The organism is Duganella sp. Root198D2 (assembly GCF_001428585.1).
Taxonomy (GTDB): Bacteria; Pseudomonadota; Gammaproteobacteria; order Burkholderiales; family Burkholderiaceae_D; genus Rugamonas.
On sequence record NZ_LMIC01000003.1, the window covers coordinates 171,309 to 190,813 of the forward strand.

The 19,505-nt window shown below is 64.3% G+C and carries 19 protein-coding genes and 1 riboswitch; of the genes, 6 read left to right on the top strand and 13 right to left on the bottom strand.

What is annotated here, in order from left to right:
* Window positions 1–2: 2 nt before the first annotated feature.
* The 4 genes from gspF to ASE26_RS05920 all read left to right on the top strand — a co-directional run bounded on the left by gspF (window position 3) and on the right by ASE26_RS05920 (window position 4,785).
* A complete protein-coding gene (gspF, locus tag ASE26_RS05905; protein WP_055928126.1) occupies window positions 3–1,223 on the top strand; it encodes a type II secretion system inner membrane protein GspF in 1,221 nt (406 codons plus the stop codon).
* A gap of 15 nt (window positions 1,224–1,238) precedes the next feature.
* Window positions 1,239–1,814, top strand: a complete 576-nt coding sequence (locus ASE26_RS05910) for a type II secretion system protein N (protein ID WP_055928129.1) — start codon at window positions 1,239–1,241, stop codon at window positions 1,812–1,814.
* Window positions 1,811–4,060 (top strand): patatin-like phospholipase family protein, encoded by a 2,250-nt coding sequence (locus ASE26_RS05915; protein ID WP_055928132.1) that lies wholly within the window; start codon window positions 1,811–1,813, stop codon window positions 4,058–4,060. Before ASE26_RS05910 ends, ASE26_RS05915 begins: the two co-directional genes overlap by 4 nt.
* Before the next feature lie 95 nt (window positions 4,061–4,155).
* On the top strand, window positions 4,156–4,785 hold the full coding sequence (locus tag ASE26_RS05920; protein WP_055928136.1) for a YceI family protein: 630 nt from the start codon (window positions 4,156–4,158) through the stop codon (window positions 4,783–4,785).
* On the opposite strand, the gene ASE26_RS05925 is transcribed toward ASE26_RS05920, so the two are convergent.
* The 10 genes from ASE26_RS05925 to ASE26_RS05970 form a co-directional block, all read right to left on the bottom strand.
* Window positions 4,779–5,708: a winged helix-turn-helix domain-containing protein gene (locus tag ASE26_RS05925; protein ID WP_055928139.1), complete on the bottom strand. Its 930-nt coding sequence runs from the start codon at window positions 5,706–5,708 to the stop codon at window positions 4,779–4,781. The two genes, ASE26_RS05920 and ASE26_RS05925, sit on opposite strands and share 7 nt — an antisense overlap.
* A complete protein-coding gene (locus ASE26_RS05930) occupies window positions 5,698–5,901 on the bottom strand; it encodes a hypothetical protein (RefSeq protein ID WP_055928141.1) in 204 nt (67 codons plus the stop codon). Before ASE26_RS05930 ends, ASE26_RS05925 begins: the two co-directional genes overlap by 11 nt.
* Complete coding sequence (hslU, locus tag ASE26_RS05935; protein ID WP_055928143.1) at window positions 5,901–7,235, bottom strand: ATP-dependent protease ATPase subunit HslU; 1,335 nt, start codon at window positions 7,233–7,235, stop codon at window positions 5,901–5,903. Before hslU ends, ASE26_RS05930 begins: the two co-directional genes overlap by 1 nt.
* Window positions 7,232–7,774, bottom strand: coding sequence for an ATP-dependent protease subunit HslV (gene hslV / locus ASE26_RS05940; RefSeq protein ID WP_055928147.1), 543 nt, complete (start codon window positions 7,772–7,774; stop codon window positions 7,232–7,234). Before hslV ends, hslU begins: the two co-directional genes overlap by 4 nt.
* A 63-nt stretch (window positions 7,775–7,837) precedes the next feature.
* Window positions 7,838–9,169: an STAS domain-containing protein gene (locus tag ASE26_RS05945; RefSeq protein ID WP_057245759.1), complete on the bottom strand. Its 1,332-nt coding sequence runs from the start codon at window positions 9,167–9,169 to the stop codon at window positions 7,838–7,840.
* A 104-nt stretch (window positions 9,170–9,273) separates the two neighbouring features.
* Window positions 9,274–9,717 carry an RNA polymerase-binding protein DksA gene (dksA, locus tag ASE26_RS05950; RefSeq protein WP_055928267.1) on the bottom strand — a complete coding sequence of 148 codons (444 nt, stop codon included), beginning with the start codon at window positions 9,715–9,717 and terminating at the stop codon, window positions 9,274–9,276.
* A gap of 72 nt (window positions 9,718–9,789) precedes the next feature.
* Window positions 9,790–10,851: a GTP-binding protein gene (locus ASE26_RS05955; protein ID WP_055928152.1), complete on the bottom strand. Its 1,062-nt coding sequence runs from the start codon at window positions 10,849–10,851 to the stop codon at window positions 9,790–9,792.
* A 92-nt stretch (window positions 10,852–10,943) separates the two neighbouring features.
* Window positions 10,944–11,888: a tyrosine recombinase XerC gene (gene xerC / locus ASE26_RS05960; protein ID WP_055928155.1), complete on the bottom strand. Its 945-nt coding sequence runs from the start codon at window positions 11,886–11,888 to the stop codon at window positions 10,944–10,946.
* Between the two features lie 4 nt (window positions 11,889–11,892).
* Window positions 11,893–12,564, bottom strand: a complete 672-nt coding sequence (locus ASE26_RS05965) for a DUF484 family protein (RefSeq protein ID WP_055928157.1) — start codon at window positions 12,562–12,564, stop codon at window positions 11,893–11,895.
* Between the two features lie 100 nt (window positions 12,565–12,664).
* Window positions 12,665–13,771, bottom strand: coding sequence for a porin (locus ASE26_RS05970; protein WP_055928161.1), 1,107 nt, complete (start codon window positions 13,769–13,771; stop codon window positions 12,665–12,667).
* Between the two features lie 298 nt (window positions 13,772–14,069).
* On the opposite strand from ASE26_RS05970, the gene ASE26_RS05975 reads away from it, so the two are divergent.
* Window positions 14,070–15,317, top strand: coding sequence for an SEL1-like repeat protein (locus tag ASE26_RS05975; protein WP_057245760.1), 1,248 nt, complete (start codon window positions 14,070–14,072; stop codon window positions 15,315–15,317).
* A 39-nt stretch (window positions 15,318–15,356) separates the two neighbouring features.
* Here ASE26_RS05975 and dapF read toward each other — a convergent pair whose 3' ends face one another.
* The 3 genes from dapF to ASE26_RS05990 are packed head-to-tail and all read right to left on the bottom strand — an operon-like array spanning window position 15,357 to window position 17,970.
* Complete coding sequence (gene dapF / locus ASE26_RS05980; RefSeq protein ID WP_057245761.1) at window positions 15,357–16,220, bottom strand: diaminopimelate epimerase; 864 nt, start codon at window positions 16,218–16,220, stop codon at window positions 15,357–15,359.
* Complete coding sequence (locus ASE26_RS05985; protein ID WP_057245762.1) at window positions 16,217–17,113, bottom strand: lipid A biosynthesis acyltransferase; 897 nt, start codon at window positions 17,111–17,113, stop codon at window positions 16,217–16,219. Before ASE26_RS05985 ends, dapF begins: the two co-directional genes overlap by 4 nt.
* Window positions 17,110–17,970, bottom strand: coding sequence for a lysophospholipid acyltransferase family protein (locus ASE26_RS05990; RefSeq protein WP_057245763.1), 861 nt, complete (start codon window positions 17,968–17,970; stop codon window positions 17,110–17,112). The genes ASE26_RS05985 and ASE26_RS05990 overlap by 4 nt, the downstream gene beginning before the upstream one ends.
* Window positions 17,971–18,158: 188 nt before the next feature.
* Here ASE26_RS05990 and metK point away from each other — a divergent pair, with 188 nt between their 5' ends.
* Window positions 18,159–19,322, top strand: a complete 1,164-nt coding sequence (metK, locus tag ASE26_RS05995) for a methionine adenosyltransferase (protein ID WP_055928177.1) — start codon at window positions 18,159–18,161, stop codon at window positions 19,320–19,322.
* A gap of 97 nt (window positions 19,323–19,419) precedes the next feature.
* Window positions 19,420–19,483: riboswitch (S-adenosyl-L-homocysteine riboswitch) on the top strand.
* The last annotated feature ends 22 nt before the right edge of the window (window positions 19,484–19,505 follow it).

The following is a 19,505-nucleotide window of genomic DNA, read 5'->3' on the forward strand; positions in this document are numbered from 1 at the left end:
CGATGCCGGCCTTCCGTTATGAAGCCGTCGACGCGGCAGGCGCCAGCAAGAAGGGCGTAGTCAATGCCGACAGCGCCCGCTCCGCGCGCGCCGACCTGCGTTCGCAAGGCCTGGTGCCGATCAAGGTCGACGCCATTGCAGCGCAAGTCGATGCCAGCGGCGCCACCTCGCGCCGCGGTTTCGGCGAAAAGCTCAGCACCACCGAACTGGCGCTGTTCACGCGCCAGCTGGCCAGCCTGCTGGAAGCGGGCCTGCCGCTGGAGCAGGCCTTCACTGCCTTGCTGGAACAGGCCGAGCGCCCGTATGTGCGCGACCTGGTGGCCTCCATCCGCTCGGAAGTGATGGGCGGCTCTTCGCTGTCGGACGTGCTGTCGCGCCATCCGCGCGATTTCCAGGAAATCTACCGCGCGCTGGTGGCTTCCGGCGAACAGATCGGCCAGCTGTCGCGCGTGCTGTCGCGCCTTGCCGATTACATCGAACGGCGCAATGCGCTGGTGCAGAAGGTCAAGCTGGCCTTTACCTACCCGGCCATCGTGACCGTGGTGGCTTTCCTGATCGTGATCTTCCTGCTTACCTACGTGGTGCCGCAGATCGTGTCGGTGTTCGCCAACACCAAGCAAAAGCTGCCGCTGCTGACGGTGATCATGCTGGCGATCTCGGACTTCGTGCGCAGCTACGGCTTCGTGGTGCTGGGCCTGATGGTTGCGGGCGGCTTCGTGGTGCGGCGCATGCTGCAGAACCCGGAGATCAAGCGCCGCTGGCACACCTGGCTGCTGACCGCGCCGCTGTACGGCAAGTTCGAACGCAGCCTGAACACTTCGCGCTTCGCCAGCACGCTGGCGATCACCACCGGCTCCGGCGTGCCTATCCTGCGCGCGCTGGAAACCAGCCGCGACACGCTGTCCAACGTGGCCATGCGCGACCTGGTTGAACAGGCCAGCGACTCGGTGCGCGAAGGCGCCAGCCTGGCCCGTTCGCTGTCGGCGCAAAAACACTTCCCGCCGATGCTGATCCACATGATCCGCGCCGGCGAAATCACCGGCGAATTGCCCGCCATGCTGGATCGCGCCGCGAGCGCGCAGGAATCCGACCTGGAGCGCCGCACGCTGACCATCGCCGGCCTGCTGGAACCGATGCTGATCCTGGCCATGGGCGTGGTGGTGCTGCTGATCGTGCTGGCCGTGCTGATGCCGATCATCGAAATCAATCAGCTCGTGCGCTGAACCTGGAGAATTGAATTGAAACGTTTGCCTTTGATCTGCAGTGTGGCCGCCGTCGCAGTGCTGTCTGCCTCGCTGGCCTACTGGGGCATGCAGCTATTCAAGCCGAAGCAGCGCCCGATCGCCGCGGCGCCCGTGGCGCAGGTGCCGGAAGCGAATATGGACGCGGCGCGCGGACTGTTTGGCGGGAATACTGCGGTGGCTGTCGCCAGCAATTACCAGTTGCGCGGCGTGGTGGCCGATACCCGCGGTCGTGGCAGCGTGGCGATCATTTCGGCTGACGGACAGCCGGCCAAGGCTTTCCCGGTGGGTTCCGAGCTGTCGCCGGGCGTCAGCGTGAAGGAGGTGCAGCCGCGCCATGTGATCCTGATGGAAGGCGGGGTGCAGAAGCGCCTTGACCTGATGAGCGACCAGGGCGTGAGTTCGACTGGCGGCATCGTCCCGCCGATAGGCATGGGCGGGCCGCAGGAACCGCCGGTCGTTCCACTGCCGCAGCCGCCTGCGCCGATGGCGCCGCCGCCGGTGCAGATGGCGCCGGCGCAACCGCCGACCAGCTCGGCGCATCCCAGTGGCGGGGCGCCGCAGGCGCGATGAAGCGCTTAGTATTTCTCCTCGCACTATGCACGGGCTTCGCCTGCGCCGCCGAAAACCGGCCTGCGGCGGCTGCGCCAGCGGGTCAGAACCCTGGGCCTGACCCGGCTTCACCGGTTTCAAAGCGCCCCAAAGTCGCCCTGGTCCTCTCCGGCGGCGGCGCCAGGGGCTTCGCCCACGTCGGCGTCCTGCGCGCCCTGCAGCAGATGCACATCCCGGTCGACATCGTCGTCGGCACCTCGATGGGCAGCGTCATCGGCGGTGCCTGGGCCGCCGGCGCCTCGCTGAAAGACCTGGAAACCATGGCCGCCACCACCGACTGGGACAGCGTGGTAGCCGACCGCCCCGCGCGCGACGAGCTGCATTTCCGCCGCCGCGACGAAGACATCCAGATCCCCTCGCGCATCGAATTCGGCATCACCCGCCACGGCGTGCTGGGCCCGCCCGGCGCCGCCAGCAACGCCGCGCTGGAAATGGCCTTGCAACGCCTGCTGCCGCGCGGTACGCGCGACCTGCCCGTCAGCCAGCTGCCTTTGCCCTTCCGCTCGGTGGCTTCCGACCTGCTGAGCGGCGAGCTGGTGGTGCTCGACAACACACCGCTGTTCCAGACCATCCGCGCCTCGCTGGCCGTGCCGGGCGTCTTCGCTCCCGTGCGCATCAAGGACCACCTGGTGGTCGACGGCGGCCTGGTTCGCAACCTGCCGGTCGACATGGCGCGCGCCATGGGCGCGGAGATTGTCATCGCGGTCAACGTCGGCACCACGCTGGCGCCGGAAAAGGAGTTGGGCAGCGCGCTGGGCGTTGCCAACCAGATGCTGCAGATCCTGACCGAGCAGAATGTACAGCGCTCGCTCAGCGAATTGCGCAAGGACGACATCCTGATCGCGCCCCGGCTGGAGGGCATCACCTTCCTCGACTTCTCCACCTGGGACAAAGCCATGGCCGCCGGGGAAGCAGCCGCGCGCGAGCTGGCGCCGCGCCTGGCCGCGCTGGCCTTGCCGGAACGCGACTACATCAGCCTGGAAAGCCTGCGCCTGGCCACTCCGGTCGATTCCGACCGGCCGGTGAAGCTGGCAAAAGTGCAGGTCCAGGGCGCGCGCGAAGTGAATCCCGAAGTGCTGGAAAAGCAGTCCGGCCTGGAGCCGGGCAAGCCGACCACGCGTGAACAGGTGCGGCAAGCCGCGGTGGCGCTGTACGGCCGCGGCGACATGGCCCGCGTGGAGACCGATATCGACGACGTGGACGGCGAACGTACCGTCACCATCCGCACTACCGAAGCGGAATGGGCGCGCAGCCGCATGCGCGTCGGCCTCGAGCTGGCGAGCGACTTCCGCGACTCGAACAATTTCGCCATCAAGGTGATGCACGTGCTGTCCGCGCTGAACAGCTGGGGCGGCGAACTGCGCACCGAGGGGCGGCTGGGCAATGAGCGCGGCATCGGCGTCCAGTGGTGGCAGCCGCTGGGGCCGGGCTCGCAGTGGTTTCTCATGCCGGCGGCCCAGGTGGGCAGGATAGGCGGCGACATCTTCGAAAAGGAGCGCCGCATGGCGCGCGTCTCCTACAGCGCCCGTACGGCGTCGACGGCGTTGGGGCGGCAGTTCGGCAACTGGGGCGAGTTATCGGTCGGCGTGCAGCGCCAGGCCTATTCGGTGCGGCAGCTGATCCCGCAGGATGCGGGGCTGCCGGTGAACCGGGTCTACAACACCAAGACCTTCGCCCGCTTCCGCGTCGATACGCTGGACTCGCTGGCCTTCCCGACGCGCGGCACCTTGATCACCATCGGCCGCGAGCAGACCCCGGGCAGCGGCAAGAGCGTCGGCACGGCAGGCACCAACTGGGGCGCCGCGGCGCTGCAGGCATTTCGCATCGATGACTGGGCCGGACACGTTTCGGTGGAGTGGGCCAAGGCGCAGGCCGGCGCTTCGCCGGTCACGCTGGGCGGCTTCCTGCGCTTGTCGGGAACGCCGGCGGATTCGATCCAGGAGCCGACCATTTTGCTGGGGCGCGTCGTGCTGGCGCGCCGCGTCGCTGCGCTGCCGAGCGCGTTCGGCGGCAATATGCGGGCCGGATTCTCGCTGGAGACGGGCGGCGGTTTTGACCGGGGCACGTCGGCCAGCGGGCGCGCCCTGAAGCAGGCCGGCAGCGCCTTCCTGTCGGTGGAAACGCGTTTCGGCCCGCTGTTCCTGGGCGCCGGCGCCACGCGCGACGGCGAGCAGACGCTTTACCTGTTCCTCGGCCCGATCTGGTGATTTCAGCGTAATTCAGAACTTTTCAGGTCTTTTTCAGGACTTCAGCGGCACTAGCCGGTACAAAGTGGGCTCCAACCACTCGCAAGGAGCCTCATATGATCCGCTTGTTCCAGCGCGCCGCGACCTGCGCCGCACTGTTCCTCGCCACCGCCGCGCAAGCCGCACCGGTCACTTACACCATCGTCAGCAAGCTGTCGAAAGTCAGTTTCAGCCTGGAGCACCAGGGCTTCATCCCGGTATCGGGCACGCTGAAAATTGCACCGGGCAGTTTCGTCTTCGATCATGAGGACTGGTCGAAGTCCTCGGTGATGGTGAGCATGCCGACCCGTATGCTGGATATGGGCGACGGTCTCTGGAATAATCAGATACGCGAGGACGAATCCTGGATGGCCTTGTTCAAGCAGCCGGAAATCCGTTTTCGCGGCACCCGCATCGAACGCAAGGACGGCATGAACGGCTTGCTGCATGGCGAGCTGACCGTAGCCGGGGTAACGCGGCCGGTGGTGCTGCAAATGAAGGTCAACAAAGTCGGCATGAACCGGGTCAGCGAAAGGCCATCGGTTGGCATTAGCGCCAGCAGCATGATCAAGCGCTCAGAGTTCGGCCTGGACGCCTACATGGACCTGGTCGGCGACGAGATTGCGGTGCAGATCCAGCTGGAAGCGGCGCAGGGGCCGGACATGGACGCTGCCAAGCAGGCCCGGATGAACAGCGGCGCTCACTGAATCCTGGCGGCGGCTGCGCGGCTGACGGCGCTGGCGACTTCTTCCTGGATGGCGAGCTTGTCGCCGGGTGTGCGGTCGTAGCTCTCGGTCCAGACCACAAAGCCGTCCGCCGCGCGCGTGAGGCGGGCCGCGATGCGCAAGGTAGCGCCGGAGCGCCGTATGCTGCCGTCCAGCACGTAGGCCACCTTGAGTGCGCGTGCCACGTCGGCTGCGGTGCTGCGTTTGTCCTTATAGAAGTAGGAGGCGCCGGGCGGGGCGACCGACAGGCCGGCTTGCTTGCTGAGTTTGACGATCAGTTCTTCGCTGATGCCGTCGGCAAACGGCTCTTCGTTCATGTCGTCCGTCAGGTCGAGGAAAGGCAGCACGGCCACCGAGCGCGCGCCGCTGCGCGCCGTGGGCAGTGCGGCCAAGCCGCCTGCCAGCACAGCCGCGATGCCGGCAATGACTGCGATGCGTCGTCGCCGCCCCGGCCGGGAAGCCGGCGGCGGCAGGCTAGCTGCTGCCTCCTGCGGCAGTGGCGCAACCAATGGCGCCAGCGCAGTGATCGGCTCGGGTTCGGGCTGCGGCGGTGGCGTCGCCGCCGGGGGGCACGTCGCGTCTTGTGTGACTTGCGCCACCAGGCGATAACCGCGGCGCGGCACAGTGGCGATATAACTGGGATTGCGGGCATCGTCGCCCAGCTGGCGGCGCAGCAGCGTGATGGCCTGGTACAAGGAGTCGGGCGAAACGATCACGCCCGGCCATGCATGGGTAAGCAGTTCATCGGCGGACAGCACCTGGCCGGCGTGGTCGGCCAGATAGGTCAGCAGCAGCAGGGCACGCTCCTCAAGGCGCACACTGGCGGCACCTGCGCGCGCCAGTTCGCCGCTCACCCGGTTGACGCTCCAGTCGCCGACGCGCAGCGTGGCCGGGCTATTCGTCATCGGAGCCGGCGAGTTTCTTGCCGATCAGCTTCCTGGCAGACTGGCGCTCGGCGGTGGTGCGGTTCTTGTCGTGCGGCCCCGCTGCGCGTGCCTTGGCCAGCGCCGCAATCGGGTTGCGCGGCTTGCCGAAATTCTGCGAGGGCTCGATCCGCATCCGCATCTTCTGCCGGGTTGCCAGCTGCTTGTTAGCCATTACAGTACATAGCGCGACAAATCTTCGTTGACGGCCAGCGCATCGAGCCGCTGGTTGACATAGGCCGCATCGATGGCGAGGGTCTGGTCGCCGGTTTCGGTCGCCGTGTAGGAGATCTCTTCCAGCAGCTTTTCCATCACCGTGTACAGGCGGCGCGCGCCGATATTCTCGGTGCGCTCGTTGACCTGGAAGGCAATCTCCGCCAGGCGGTGGATGCCATCCGGCGCGAATTCCAGCTGCACGCCCTCGGTCGCCAGCAAGGCCTGGTACTGTTTGGTCAGGCAGGCGTCGGTACTGGTCAGGATACGCTCGAAATCCGCAATCGACAACGACTCCAGCTCGACGCGGATCGGGAAGCGGCCCTGCAGCTCCGGGATCAGGTCCGACGGCTTGGCCAGGTGGAAGGCGCCGGATGCGATGAACAGGATGTGGTCGGTGCGCACCATGCCGTACTTGGTGTTGACGGTGGTGCCTTCCACCAGCGGCAGCAGGTCGCGCTGCACGCCGGCGCGCGAGACGTCGGCGCCGCCCGCTTCCGAGCGCGAGGCGATCTTGTCCACTTCGTCCAGGAACACGATGCCGTTCTGCTCCACGTTGGTGAGGGCGATCTTTTTCATCTCGTCTTCGTTGACCAGCTTGGCCGCTTCCTCGTCCAGCAGGATTTTCATGGCTTCCTTGATCTTGATCTTGCGCGCCTTCTTGCGGCCGCCGCCCATGCCGGAGAACATGGACTTGATCTGCTCCGTCATTTCTTCCATGCCCGGCGGCGCCATGATTTCCATGGTCGGGCTTTGTTCGGCCAGCTCGATCTCGATTTCCTTGTCATCCAGTTCGCCCTGGCGCAGGCGCTTGCGGAAGGTCTGGCGGGTGGCGTCGTCGCTGCGCGGTTCGGCCGACGCGTTGGCGAAGCCGAAATCGCGCGGCGGCGGCAGCAGGATGTCGAGGATGCGGTCTTCAGCCGCGTCTTCGGCGCGCGCGCGCACCTTGGCCATCTCCGACTGGCGCGTCTGTTTCACGCCGATGTCGATCAGGTCGCGGATGATGGTGTCGACGTCGCGGCCCACATAGCCGACTTCGGTGAACTTGGTGGCCTCGACCTTGATGAAGGGCGCGTCGGCCAGCTTGGCCAGGCGGCGCGCGATCTCGGTCTTGCCGACGCCGGTGGGGCCGATCATCAGGATGTTTTTTGGCGTGATTTCGTGGCGCAGCGGTTCTTCCACCTGCTGCCGGCGCCAGCGGTTGCGCAGCGCGATGGCGACCGCCTTCTTGGCCTTGCCCTGGCCGACCACATGTTTGTCGAGTTCGCCGACGATTTCTTGAGGGGTCATGTTCATGCTGGGTCCAGGGTCTCGATGATGTGGTTCAGGTTGGTGTAGATGCACAGCTCGCCGGCGATGGTGAGCGACTTCTTCACCACTTCGGTCGGGGACAGGTCGGTGTTTTCGATCAGGGCCTTGGCGGCCGACTGGGCATAGCTGCCGCCGGAGCCGATGGCGCCGACGCCGCCTTCCGGTTCCAGCACGTCGCCGTTACCGGTGATCACCAGGGTGGATTCCTTGTCGGCCACCAGCAGCATCGCTTCCAGGCGGCGCAGCACGCGGTCGGTGCGCCAGTCCTTGGCCATTTCCACCGAAGCGCGCAACAGGTGGCCCTGGTGTTTCTCCAGCTTGGCTTCAAAGCGGTCGAGCAGGGTGAAGGCGTCGGCGGTACCGCCGGCAAAGCCGCACAGGACTTTGTTCTGGTACAGCTTGCGTACCTTGCGGGCGGTGCCCTTCATGACGATGTTGCCAAGCGTGACCTGGCCATCGCCGCCGATCGCGACATCGTTGCCGCGACGCACGCACAGGATGGTGGTGCCGTGAAATTGTTCCATGTTAATGCCTTTGGTTTGGGATTAACGCGGTATTTTGGGGCCGAAGCCCCAAAATTCAACAGCTCAGTACTTGTGGGGGAAGAGCCGCGCTATATCAGCATAGCCCAGCAGGCGCATCAATGCTGCGACCAGGTGGTTCAGGTCGCGGAACTCGATACGGTGGTTGGCGGCTGCCAGTTCGGCCACCTTGTTCTGCAGGGCGCTGGCGGCGCCGAACTCCATGCGTGCCAGGCGGCCGCAGTCGAACACCACCACCTGGTTTTCGCTGGCATAGGCATCGATGGCGGTCAGCAGTTTGCTGATGTCGCCTTCGATCACTGCCGGCAGCATGAAGCGGTCGGAAGCGGCCGCGGTTGCCTGGCGCGGGGCATTGGCAACCTTCTTTGGCGCGACGAAGGGCGGCGGCGACACTTCAAACGTGACGCAGTAGTCCATCGACGCTTCTTCGAACTCCTTCTCCTGGTTCAGCAGGCGCAGCAGTTCGAGGTAGAGCAGCCACGGCGCTTCGCCGCCATCGCGGTTGCCGATGGTCAGGATGTCGCGCACCTGTTCTGCCAGCTCGGCAGCGCCGACCACGATCAGATCACGGTCGCTGGCCTGGACCTTCTTCAGGGCCGCCAGCAGCAGGGCACAGCCGTCCGGGTCGACACCGTTGACGCGCGAGAAGTCCAGCCGCAGCGGCTGCTTCTGGTCCATGCTGTCGAGCCGTTCCAGCTGCGGTGCCAGCGAGGCGTTCAGCACGCCGGCCAGGCCCAGGGTCGGGGTCACGCCGGAGTAGCCGCGCATCACCTCCGGCGTCTTGCTGTCGGCGCTGGCAGGCGATATCCAGGACGGCGGCGAGGTTTCATACTGGCTGGCGTAGTCGATCGAGACGTTCTCGAACGATTCCTGGCGGCCCAGTACCTGGTAGAGGTCGAACAGCATCCACCACACGGTGCGGTCCTGCGCCGAGTCCGGCAGGCTGCCCAGCAGCATTTGCTCGGCCACTTCGGCCTGGCCGTTGGAATACAGGATGGCGATCTCTTCCACGATCGGCGCGCTCTCGGCGGCCGCCGCTTCGAGCGGCATATCCTCGTCACCCAGCAGTTCGGTGGTGTATTGGTCCAGCAGGGGCAAGGTCGCGCCGTCGTTGGCTGCGGCAGTGGCTGGCTGCAGCGGACGCGGCTTGCGGGCCCAGGCTGGTTCCGGTTCATTAAAGATGTCAGCCGCCATCGCCGCCTCGATGGCGTCGATTTTCATGGCGGTGGCACGTGCGATTTCGCGTTGCAGGTCCGACTGTTGCGCGCGTTGACGCTCCAGTTCGCTGTTCGCGGCCAGGCGTGCAGCGTCCGCATCGTCATTTTCGACGGCGCTTTCGTCAACCTTGCCTTTTTTAAAAATGGAGAACAGTCCCATAGGATCACTAGTGTAGCCCAATGGAAAATTATAAGGGCGTACCGTACGTGTAAAGAAAAGAAAAAAGCACGCCTTAGCGTGCCTTTTTCTCGATTTGTGACCGATCAGTCGCCGTAAAGCTTCTGTTTCAGCTCGCGGCGCTGCTGCGCTTCCAGCGACAGGGTAGCCGTGGGACGTGCGATCAGGCGGGGAATGCCAATCGGTTCGCCGGTTTCCTCGCAATAACCGTAGTCGTTATTGTCGATGGCTGCGATCGATTGCTGTACTTTCTTCAGCAGTTTGCGTTCGCGGTCACGGGTACGCAGTTCCAGTGCGTGCTCTTCTTCGATGGTGGCGCGGTCGGCGGGATCCGGCACCAGCACGGTTTCGCGCAGGTGTTCGGTGGTTTCGCCAGCGTTTTTCAGCAATTCTTTTTCAAGGTTTTGCAGCTTATTCTTGAAAAACGCCATCTGTGCCGGGTTCATATAGTCCTTTTCGCCCATCTTCAGAATTTCTTCTTCAGTGAGCAGGACGTCCGCGGCGGGGGTCGATTTATTTGCTTTTGTCATGACTTCGCTTACCTTCGATACGACGGAGTTTTCAAATTTCTGCTTGGGTGGCGTCAAAAAAAACGCCTTAGTTTATACCAAACATTGTTCAAGGCCAGTAATAAAGATGTCTTTTGGGAGATTTTTGCCAATAAACACCATTTTGCTTGCCCGTGTCTCGTTTTCGCCCCATTTGGCCCCCAGGTCGCTGCCCATCATCTGGTGCACGCCCTGGAACACTACTTTCCTTTCTGCGCCCTGCATCAACAATACGCCTTTGTAACGCAACATGCGAGGACCGTACACATCAACGAGACCGCCCAGGAATTCGTCCAGTTTGGCCGGGTCGAACGGGCGTTCGCTTTTGAAGACGAAGGCCGCGATATCGTCGCTGTGATGGGCGTGGTGGTGGTCGTGGCTGTGGTCGTGGCCGCAGTGCTCGTCGTGCACGTGGCCGTGTTCGTGGTCGTGATCGCCATGCTCGTGGCCGTGCTCGTCCTGTGCCAGGAAGTCGGGATCGATTTCCAGTTTTTCGTTCAGGTTGAAGCCGCGCAGGTCCAGTACTTCGGTCAGCGGCGCCTTGCCGAAATCGGAGCGGCTGATCGGCGCACGCGGGTTGATGCGCTTCAAGCGGGCGCTCAGCGCCTCGACAGCGGCGGCATCGACCAGGTCGGTCTTGGACAGCAGGATCTTGTCGGCAAAGCCGACCTGGCGTTGCGCCTCTTCGTGCTCGTCCAGTTGCTGCATGGCGTGGCGCGCATCGACCACCGTGACCACGGCGTCGAGCAGGTAGTTAGCGCCCACTTCTTCGTCCATGAAGAAAGTCTGGGCCACTGGGCCGGGATTTGCCAGGCCGGTGGTCTCAATCACCACGCGGTCGAAGGCAATTTCGCCGGCAGCGCGGCGCCTGGCCAAATCGCTCAGGCCGACAATCAGGTCGCCGCGCACGGTGCAGCAGATGCAGCCGTTATTCATCTCCACGATTTGCTCGCGCGCTTCCTGCACCAGGATTTCGTTGTCGATATTCTCCTGGCCGAATTCGTTTTCGATCACGGCGATCTTCATGCCATGCTCTTCGCGCAAGATGCGGTTCAGCAGCGTGGTTTTGCCGGCGCCAAGAAAGCCGGTCAGGATGGTGGTTGGGATCAGTGCCATAGTGGTACCAGAAGCATTTGGAATCGGTCGATTATGCCGGAATTCTGGAAATGCTGGCAAATGGGCAAACTTGAGCAGGATCAAGTTCCCGGCTATTTAATTTTAGCCCGTGGATGGGCCTTGTCATAGACCAGCGCCAGGTGCTGGAAATCAAGGGCGGTGTAGACCTGGGTCGACGTAATGCTGGCGTGCCCCAGCATCTCCTGCACCGCGCGCAGGTCGCCCGAAGACTGCAGCACGTGCGAGGCAAACGAGTGGCGCAGCATGTGCGGGTGCACGGCGACCGGCGCCCCGGCCTGGATGCCGTGCGCCTTCAGCCGCAGCTGCACCACGCGCGGCGAGACCCGCCTGGCGCGCTCGTTGAGGAAGAGGGCGCTGCTGCCGTCAGACGGCGCCGGACGTACCGCCAGCCAGGCATGCAGCGCATCGAGGGCGGCGCTGCCGACCGGCACGCGGCGCATCTTGCTGCCCTTGCCGGTCACCACCACTTCCGCATTATCCAGTTCCAGCCAGCCCAGCGAGGCCGGCTGGCCGTCGCCGGCCTTGCGGAACTCGCGGTCCAGGCTGGCCAGTTCGGAGACCCGCAGGCCGCTCGAATACAGCAGCTCGAACATGGCGCGGTTGCACAGGCGGGCCGGCTCGCCATCGCCGGCGCTGGGCGTGGCCGGTGCCACCAGCTGCACCGCATCGTCGACCGACAGGGCCTTGGGCAGGGTCTTGGCGCGCTTGGGCGCGCGCACGCCTTCCACCGGGTTCGAGGAAAGCGTGCTGTGCCGGCCAAGCCAGGCAAAGAAGCCGCGCCAGCCGGACAGCTTGCGGGCAATGCTGCGCGCATCCAGGCCGCGGCCATGCAGCTGGGCCGCGTAGCGGCGGATATCGAAGTGGGTCAGGCTGTCCCAGGCTTTGCCCTCGGACAGGGCGGCCAGCTCGCGCAGGTCGCGGCCATAGGCGGCGACCGTATGCGCTGACAGCTTGCGCTGGGTAGCCAGGTGGGCCAGGTAGGCGTCGGCCTGTTCCAGCTTGGCGGCGCCTATCATGGCATCACGCGAGCAGCGGAGCCAGTGCTACGCTGGCGGTTTCGCCGATGTGGACCAGGAAGTCGGTCGCCATCAGGGAAGTGAAGCGCTCCGGGTCGGGCGAGCCCATGATCAGCAGGCCGAAGGCGGGGCCTTTGCCGCCCGGCTTGCGCAGCGGCAGGATCACGGTGGACTTGACCTGCTGCGCGTCGTCCAGCCAGCGCACGGCTTCGAAATCGTTATTGCTGCCGCAGTAGGGCGCCATCAGGCTGTTGGCAAACAGGCGGGCATCTTCCGAGACATCGCTGGCGAACCACTCGCCGGCAAATTCGCCGGCCACATTGAACAGGCGCAGCGTGGCGGCCGGAACGTTGAAGCTTTCGACCAGGCCTTGCGCCACGGCGTGCGGCACGTCGCCGTCGGCGCGCACTTGCAGGATGGCCTGGTTCCAGCTGTGGAAGCGGTTGGCGATGGCGGCGTTGGCTTCGGCATGGCGGGTCAGGTCGGCCATGCGCAATTCCAGCGCCTTATATTTGTCGCGCATGACTTCCATCTGGCGTTCCTGCAGCGAAACCGCGCGCCCGGTCAGCGGGCTGGACAGCCTGACGTCGCCAAGGAGGTTGGCGTGTTCTTCGAAGAAGTGGGGATGGTCGGCCAGGTACTGCGCGACGATTGCGGAATCCAGGGAGTCGGTCATTGTTGATGTCACATCAAATGTTGCAGGCGTGGACATTTTAACCGAAGGGGCGAAGGCTTGGGGCGGGTCAGGCCCGTGGCCCGACCCTGGTTTACCGCTTTTAGAAGTTGTGGTGGATCCCCAGCGCGTAATGGTTCTGGCTGGTGTCCACGATCGCAGTCGATACCAGCGGCAGCTTCTTCTGCGACAGGTCCAGGTACAGGTAAGTACGCGGCGACAGGTTGTATTCATAGCCGACCGAGAACTGCCTGGTCTTCAGCTGGCCATCGGGATCCTTCTGGCCATAGCCGATCAGGAATTTGCCCGGACCCACGTTGTAGTTGGCGCCCAGCATCCAGGACGTGATGCCGTCGTTGCTCGCCAGGATGTGGCCCAGGTCCTGCTTGCCGTAGCTGGCCATCAGCTTCAGTTCCGGGATCGGACGGTAGTAGGCGCCGATCGAATGCCATTTGACCTCGGTCGCATTGCGTTCGGTACCGGCATAGATCGCCCACTGCGGTGCCGTGCCCGGCGCCATATACGTCGCGCTGACCGAGTACGGGTAGGCGCCTGCCAGCGAGCCGACCGGATATTGCGGCGCGGCAGGGGTGCCGCGGCCCACGATGGCAGTCGGCAGGCCATTGTTTTCCTTGCTGGCGATGTTCACGTTCAGCTGGAAGCCATTCCACACCGGCGTGTTGTACCAGATCGCGTTGGAGAAACGGTTGCCGGAGTTGCCGGCCGTGCCCAGTGGATCGGAGCCGCTGCCCGACTGCGAGCTGCGGTAGCCGGACACCATGATGTCGGTCTGGAAGCCGGCCTGGTTCGGCATGCCGGACCAGGGCTCGAACTGGGTGCTGGTTTCCTGCAGCGAGGTCAGGGCGCGGCCGGCGCGGATGGTACCGAAGCCGCCTTGCAGGCCGACGCGGCTCTGGCCCTGGAACAGTGGGCGCGAGGCGTTGTTGGGGCCGAGTTCGCCGGAACCGGTATCGGACTCGAAGCGGATCTCCAGGTGGAACAGGGCCTTCAGGCCGCTGCCCAGGTCTTCCACGCCGCGAAAGCCCAGTTTGTTGTTGTCGCGCTTGGCTTCCTGGATGGCGCTGTTCGCCGTATGGGTGGTGCGGGTAATGCCGGCATCCAGCGTGCCATAAATGGTGACGGAGGATTGTGCAAAGGCGGCACTGCTGAAGGCGCCCATCAAGGCCAGGGCCAATAACGATTTCTTCATGTGTTCTTCCTTTTTATGAGTCAAACCGGGTATAGGGATGGCTATACGATAAGTGCAGATAGCGCCGCATCCCGGCTGATTGGTCATTTACCTGCACGAAAAAGGGTCAAAACCGGCCGCCGGTGTTGTATTTTTGAAACGCTTGCCAGCCTGTTCATTTAGTGAAAGACCTGTAAGGAAGCCGAAAGCTAGGGCTGTCACATTTGTCACATATCAAAAAGTCCGGGAGTCATGCGCCACCACCGGGTGGTGCGGCTACACTGGACATGCAGCTTATTCCTTGGAACCGGATACATCGATGGCAAATCGAGACGAGCTGGTGATTATCAGGGGAGCGCGGTCAGGAGACGCCGCAGCCCAGCTAGCGCTAGGCAAGCTCTACCTATTTGGCGGGGCCAGCCTGCCACAAAACATGCCGACGGCCTTGCATTGGCTATGCCGCGCTGCGACCCAGGGTGTGGCGGAAGCCTGGCAACTGATCGGCGCCAATATTCCATTTGAAGTGGCGCAGCCTGCGCGGGCCCAGGCACTGGAGTGGTTCGTGCGCGCCGCGCAGGACGGCATTCCGGCGGCGGTACGGGTGCTGGCGCAGCTACGGCGCGTCGATCCAGCGCCGGCGGCGGCGGGACAGTCACGCCAGGCCGCTTTGCCGGCGGCAGCGCAGCGCGCGCTGCCGAACCCTGAGGTGCCGGCCAGTGCGCCGGAAGCCTGGCGGGCACTGGAGGCGGAGCAGGATGCCGACCAGCAGGAGCTGCTGCGCCTGCGCGCCCTGGCAGCCCAGGGCGGCGACCGCGATGCCCAGCTGGCGCTGGGCCTGCACCTGGCGCGCATGAACAGCGAAGGCGACCGGGTGGAATCGAGTAGCGGCACGGTCAACTTCAAGCGTGCCTTGCGCTGGCTGGCGCAGGCGGGCGAGCAAGGCCTGGCCGACGCCTGGTTTGCCATGTCGCGCATCTATATCCGCCCCGAATTCTCCCAGCGCAGTGCGAGCGAAGCGCAAGCCTGCCTGGAGCGCGCGGCGGACATGGGGCATAGCGGGGCGCAGCTTGAATGCGGCATCCACGCCTGGCGCGCACGCCGCGGCGCCGAGGACAATGACGTGCGGGCGGTGTTCTGGCTGCAGAAGGCGGCGGCCCAGGGCAGTGCCGAAGCGCTGCAGGCGCTGGAGCGGATTGCACCAGCACCGCCGCCGACGAGCTGGGCCGATCCCTTGCTGCCCTTGCTGACGCGTGAAATCCTCAGCAGCCAGCCCTTGCTGGCGGCGCGCATCGAGCTGGCGGCATTGTTCCGCCTGACGCGCGCCGAGGCTTTGCTATTGGATGTGAAGTCAGCCGACCAGGGGCATTGCCTGGTGGTCGATATCCGCGCCAGCTATGGCCGCAGCAAGCGCCGCCTGGTGCTGGTGCGCACCGCGGCGGAGCGGCAGAAGCTGGACCGCATCGTGCGCCTGTTCGAGCAGGTCGATACGGATGTGGAGGGGAATTACCGGCAGCGCCTGTACCGGCTTAAGAGCTGGCTGGGGGCTGACATGATGGCGGCTGCCTGAAAAGCGGCAGAGCGGGGGCCGGCCCCCGCTCCGCCGGTTCTAGATCGTGATCTCGCCCTCAAAGACTGTCACCGCCGGCCCGGTCAGGTAGACCGGCTGCCCTTCACCTGCCCAGGCAATCGACAGCTGCCCGCCGCGCGCATCGACGCGCACCGGCGAATCCAGCAAGCCGCGGCGGATGCCCGCCACCACTGCCGCGCAGGCGCCCGTGCCGCAAGCCAGCGTTTCGCCGGCGCCGCGCTCAAACACGCGCAGTTTCACGTGCTGCCGGTCCACCATCTGCATGAAGCCGGCATTGACCCGCTTCGGGAAGCGCGGATGGTGCTCGATCAGCGGCCCCACCAGCTCTACCGGAGCGCTATCCACGTCGGCCACCACCTGCACCGCGTGTGGGTTGCCCATCGACACCACCGACACCTGCACCGACTCGCGCTGGCCACCCAGTTCCAGCACCAGCGGCCACAGGGTTTCACGGCCTTCCGGCTGCCCCTGCAGGCCCTCCGCATCGAATGGCACCTGCGCCGGATCCAGGACCGGCGCGCCCATGTCGACAGTAATGCTGCCGTCGTCCTCCAGGCGCGGCGAAATAATGCCGGCCAGGGTTTCCACCGTGATCTTGCGTGCCGAAGTCAGGCCCTTTTCGACCACGAACTTGACGAAGGCGCGCGAGCCGTTGCCGCACTGTTCCACTTCACCGCCATCGTTGTTGTAGATGCGGTAACGGAAATCGCAGCCCGGCACGCTCGACTTTTCCACCACCAGCATCTGGTCCGCACCCACGCCGAAACGGCGGTCGGCCAGTGCCTGCCACTGGGCCGGGCTGAAATCGATCTGCTGGTTAATGGCGTCAATGACCACGAAATCATTGCCGGCGCCGTGCATCTTGGTGAATTTGAGTTTCATCGTTTCTTCGAATAGAAGGAAGGCTGGCCTTGCGGGCGGGTCTTGAAGCGTTTGTGGGTCCAGAAGTATTCGGCAGGCGCTTCTCTGACGCGTTCTTCAATAAATTCATTCATGCGGCGCGTTGCCTCGACCATATCGGGCCCCGGGTAATTCTCCCACACCGGATAGAACTTCACACGGTAGCCTTGGTAATTGGGCAGGAAGGTGGCGATCACCGGCATCACCTGGCCGCCGGTAGCGGCGGCGATGCGCGCGGTAGCAGTCAGGGTGGCGGCCGGTACGCCGAAAAAGGGCACGAATTCGGCATCCTTGTCGCCGAAGTCCATGTCCGGCAGCATAAAGTAGGGCAGCTTTTCTTTCAACGCGCGCAGGATGGGCTTGATGCCATCCTGGCGGGTGAACAGCCTGACCGGCTTGAAACGCGCGCGGCCGGCGCGCAGCACTTCATCGAAAACCTTGTTCTTTTGCGCGACGTACATCGACGATGCCGACGCTTCCATGGCGATCGAAGCGCCGCCCACGTCCAGGCAGACAAAATGCGGGCACAACAGGATGGTCGGCTTTCCCGTCATTTCGGCAACCGGCACCAGGCCGGGCGCCATGCCGGCGCTGGTCTCGACCCTGATCAGCCTGCGCAGCCGTTGTTCCGATGCCCACCACAGGATCGAGCGCTCCAGCACGCTGCGCGAGTAAGCCTGGAAATGCTGGCGCGCGATGCGGCGGCGCTGCCCTTCCGTCAATTCCGGCATGGTCAGGCGCAGGTTGGTCAGCGCGATTTCGCGGCGCGGGCCCATCACGATAAACAGCAGGTTGCCGACCGCCTTGCCGAGCCGGCCCAGCAGCGGCAGCGGCAGCCAGTGCAGCAGCCACATCATCCCAAGCAGGAGCCTCATGCCGATGCCTCCTGCGCTGCGGCGCCCGGGCCGGCCACGCCGGCCGGCACCTTGTAGCGGTTGTAGCTCCAGTAGTACTGGGCCGGGCAGCGCGCGATCAGCTTTTCCATTTCGGCGTTGATGGCGCGCGCCTGGGCTGCGGCATCGCCTTCCAGCGAGCCCTCGAACGGAACGAAGCGCACCACATAGCCTTTGCCGCCGGGCAGGCGCTCGGCGTAGACGATCAGGATCACCGCATCGCCCAGCTGCGCCATCTTGGCCGGCAGCGTCATGGTGTAGGCAGTGCGGCCGAAGAAGTCGGCCCATACGCCCTCGCCTTCCTGCGGCACCTGGTCGGGCAGCAGGCCGATCGGCTGGCCTTTTTTGAGGAACTTGGCCAGCATGCGCACGCCGCTCATATTCGCTGGCGCCAACAACAGGTTCTCGCGGGCACGGGCGCCTTCGATCAGCGGCTTCATCGCTTCCTTGCGCGGCGGGCGGTACATCACCATCAGCTCGGTGCGGTGGGCGATTTGCTGCGCAGTGATCTCAAAGCAGCCCAGGTGCGGGGTCAGGAACACAATCCCCTTGCCGGCATCCAGGTACTGCTGCACCAGGTCCCAGTTTTCCACGGTGGCGCGGCCGCTCACGCGCTGCGGGTCGGCGCACCAGATGAAAGGCAGTTCGGCAATGGCCTTGCCGGCCTCGCCGACGGCGCTGCCGAGGTGGCCGGAAAAACCGGCCTGGGCCAGGTTGGCGCGCATGCGCCGCCGGTAAGAAGGGGAAAGCAGGTAGACCAGCCAGCCCAGACCTACGCCCAGGGCGTGCAATACCGGCAAGGGAAAGATCGAGAAGAAGCGGAATATTCTTAACAGCATTTCTTAATTTACAAGAGCATTTTTACGTTGCTCTGCACAAAAATTTTTTAAGAAGCGTAAAATACCACGTTGCAGTAGCCGCTGAGTTAACAGACAACTTGCGAGGCGGGATACAAACTTCGCTAAAGCGTCGCAAGCTTTATTGGTTTTGCGACAATGTTATTTTGAACCAAAGCTAGGAGCTTGCGATGTCCAACGATTTTCTGTTTACCTCCGAATCCGTTTCGGAAGGCCACCCGGACAAGGTAGCCGACCAGATTTCCGACGCGATTCTGGATGCCATCCTGACCCAGGACCCGCGCGCCCGCGTTGCCGCGGAAACGCTGTGCAATACCGGCCTGGTGGTGCTGGCAGGTGAAATCACCACCCACGCCAACGTGGATTATATTCAAGTAGCCCGCGATACCATCAAGCGTATCGGCTACGACAACACCGAATACGGTATCGACTACAAGGGCTGCGCCGTGCTGGTTGCTTACGACAAGCAATCGCCGGATATCGCCCAGGGCGTCGACGAAGGTGCGGGTATCGACCTGGACCAGGGTGCCGGCGACCAGGGCCTGATGTTCGGCTACGCCTGCGACGAAACCCCGGAACTGATGCCAGCGCCGATCTACTACTCGCACCGCCTGGTCGAGCGCCAGTCGCAGCTGCGCAAGGATGGCCGCCTGCCATGGCTGCGTCCAGACGCGAAATCGCAGGTAACCCTGCGCTACGTCGGCGGCCGCCCGGTAGCGGTGGACACCGTCGTGCTGTCGACCCAGCACGCGCCGGAAATGAGCCACTCGCAAATCCAGGAAGCCGTGATCGAAGAGATCATCAAGCCGGTGCTGCCGACCGAGTGGATCAAGGACACCAAGTTCCTGGTCAACCCGACCGGCCGTTTCGTCATCGGCGGCCCGCAGGGCGACTGCGGCCTGACCGGCCGCAAGATCATCGTCGACACCTACGGCGGCGCAGCCCCGCACGGCGGCGGCGCGTTCTCCGGCAAGGATCCATCGAAAGTCGACCGTTCCGCTGCCTACGCAGCCCGCTACGTGGCCAAGAACGTGGTGGCTGCCGGCCTGGCCCGCCAGTGCCAGGTGCAGGTATCGTACGCGATCGGCGTGGCACGCCCGATCAACATCACCGTGTACACCGAAGGCACCGGCGTGATCTCCGACGAAAAGATCGCACAGCTGGTGCAGGAACACTTCGACCTGCGCCCGAAAGGCATCGTGCAGATGCTGGACCTGCTGCGCCCGATCTACACCAAGACCGCCGCCTACGGCCACTTCGGCCGCGAAGAGCCGGAGTTCAGCTGGGAGCGTACCGACAAGGCCGCGATCCTGCGCGCCGCCGCCGGCTTGTAATTGAAAAGTCGGGGTCAGCTCCGGCAATCGGACATTTTGCTGCGCAAAATGTCCGATTGCCGGAGCTGACCCCGACTTCTTTGATACAATCCCCATTCTCCGAGGAGCGCTGCGACCAGCAAGCCTGGCCAGGCTCGGAACATCAACACCGCGCTCACGTTACTTTTTTCAACACACTGAAAG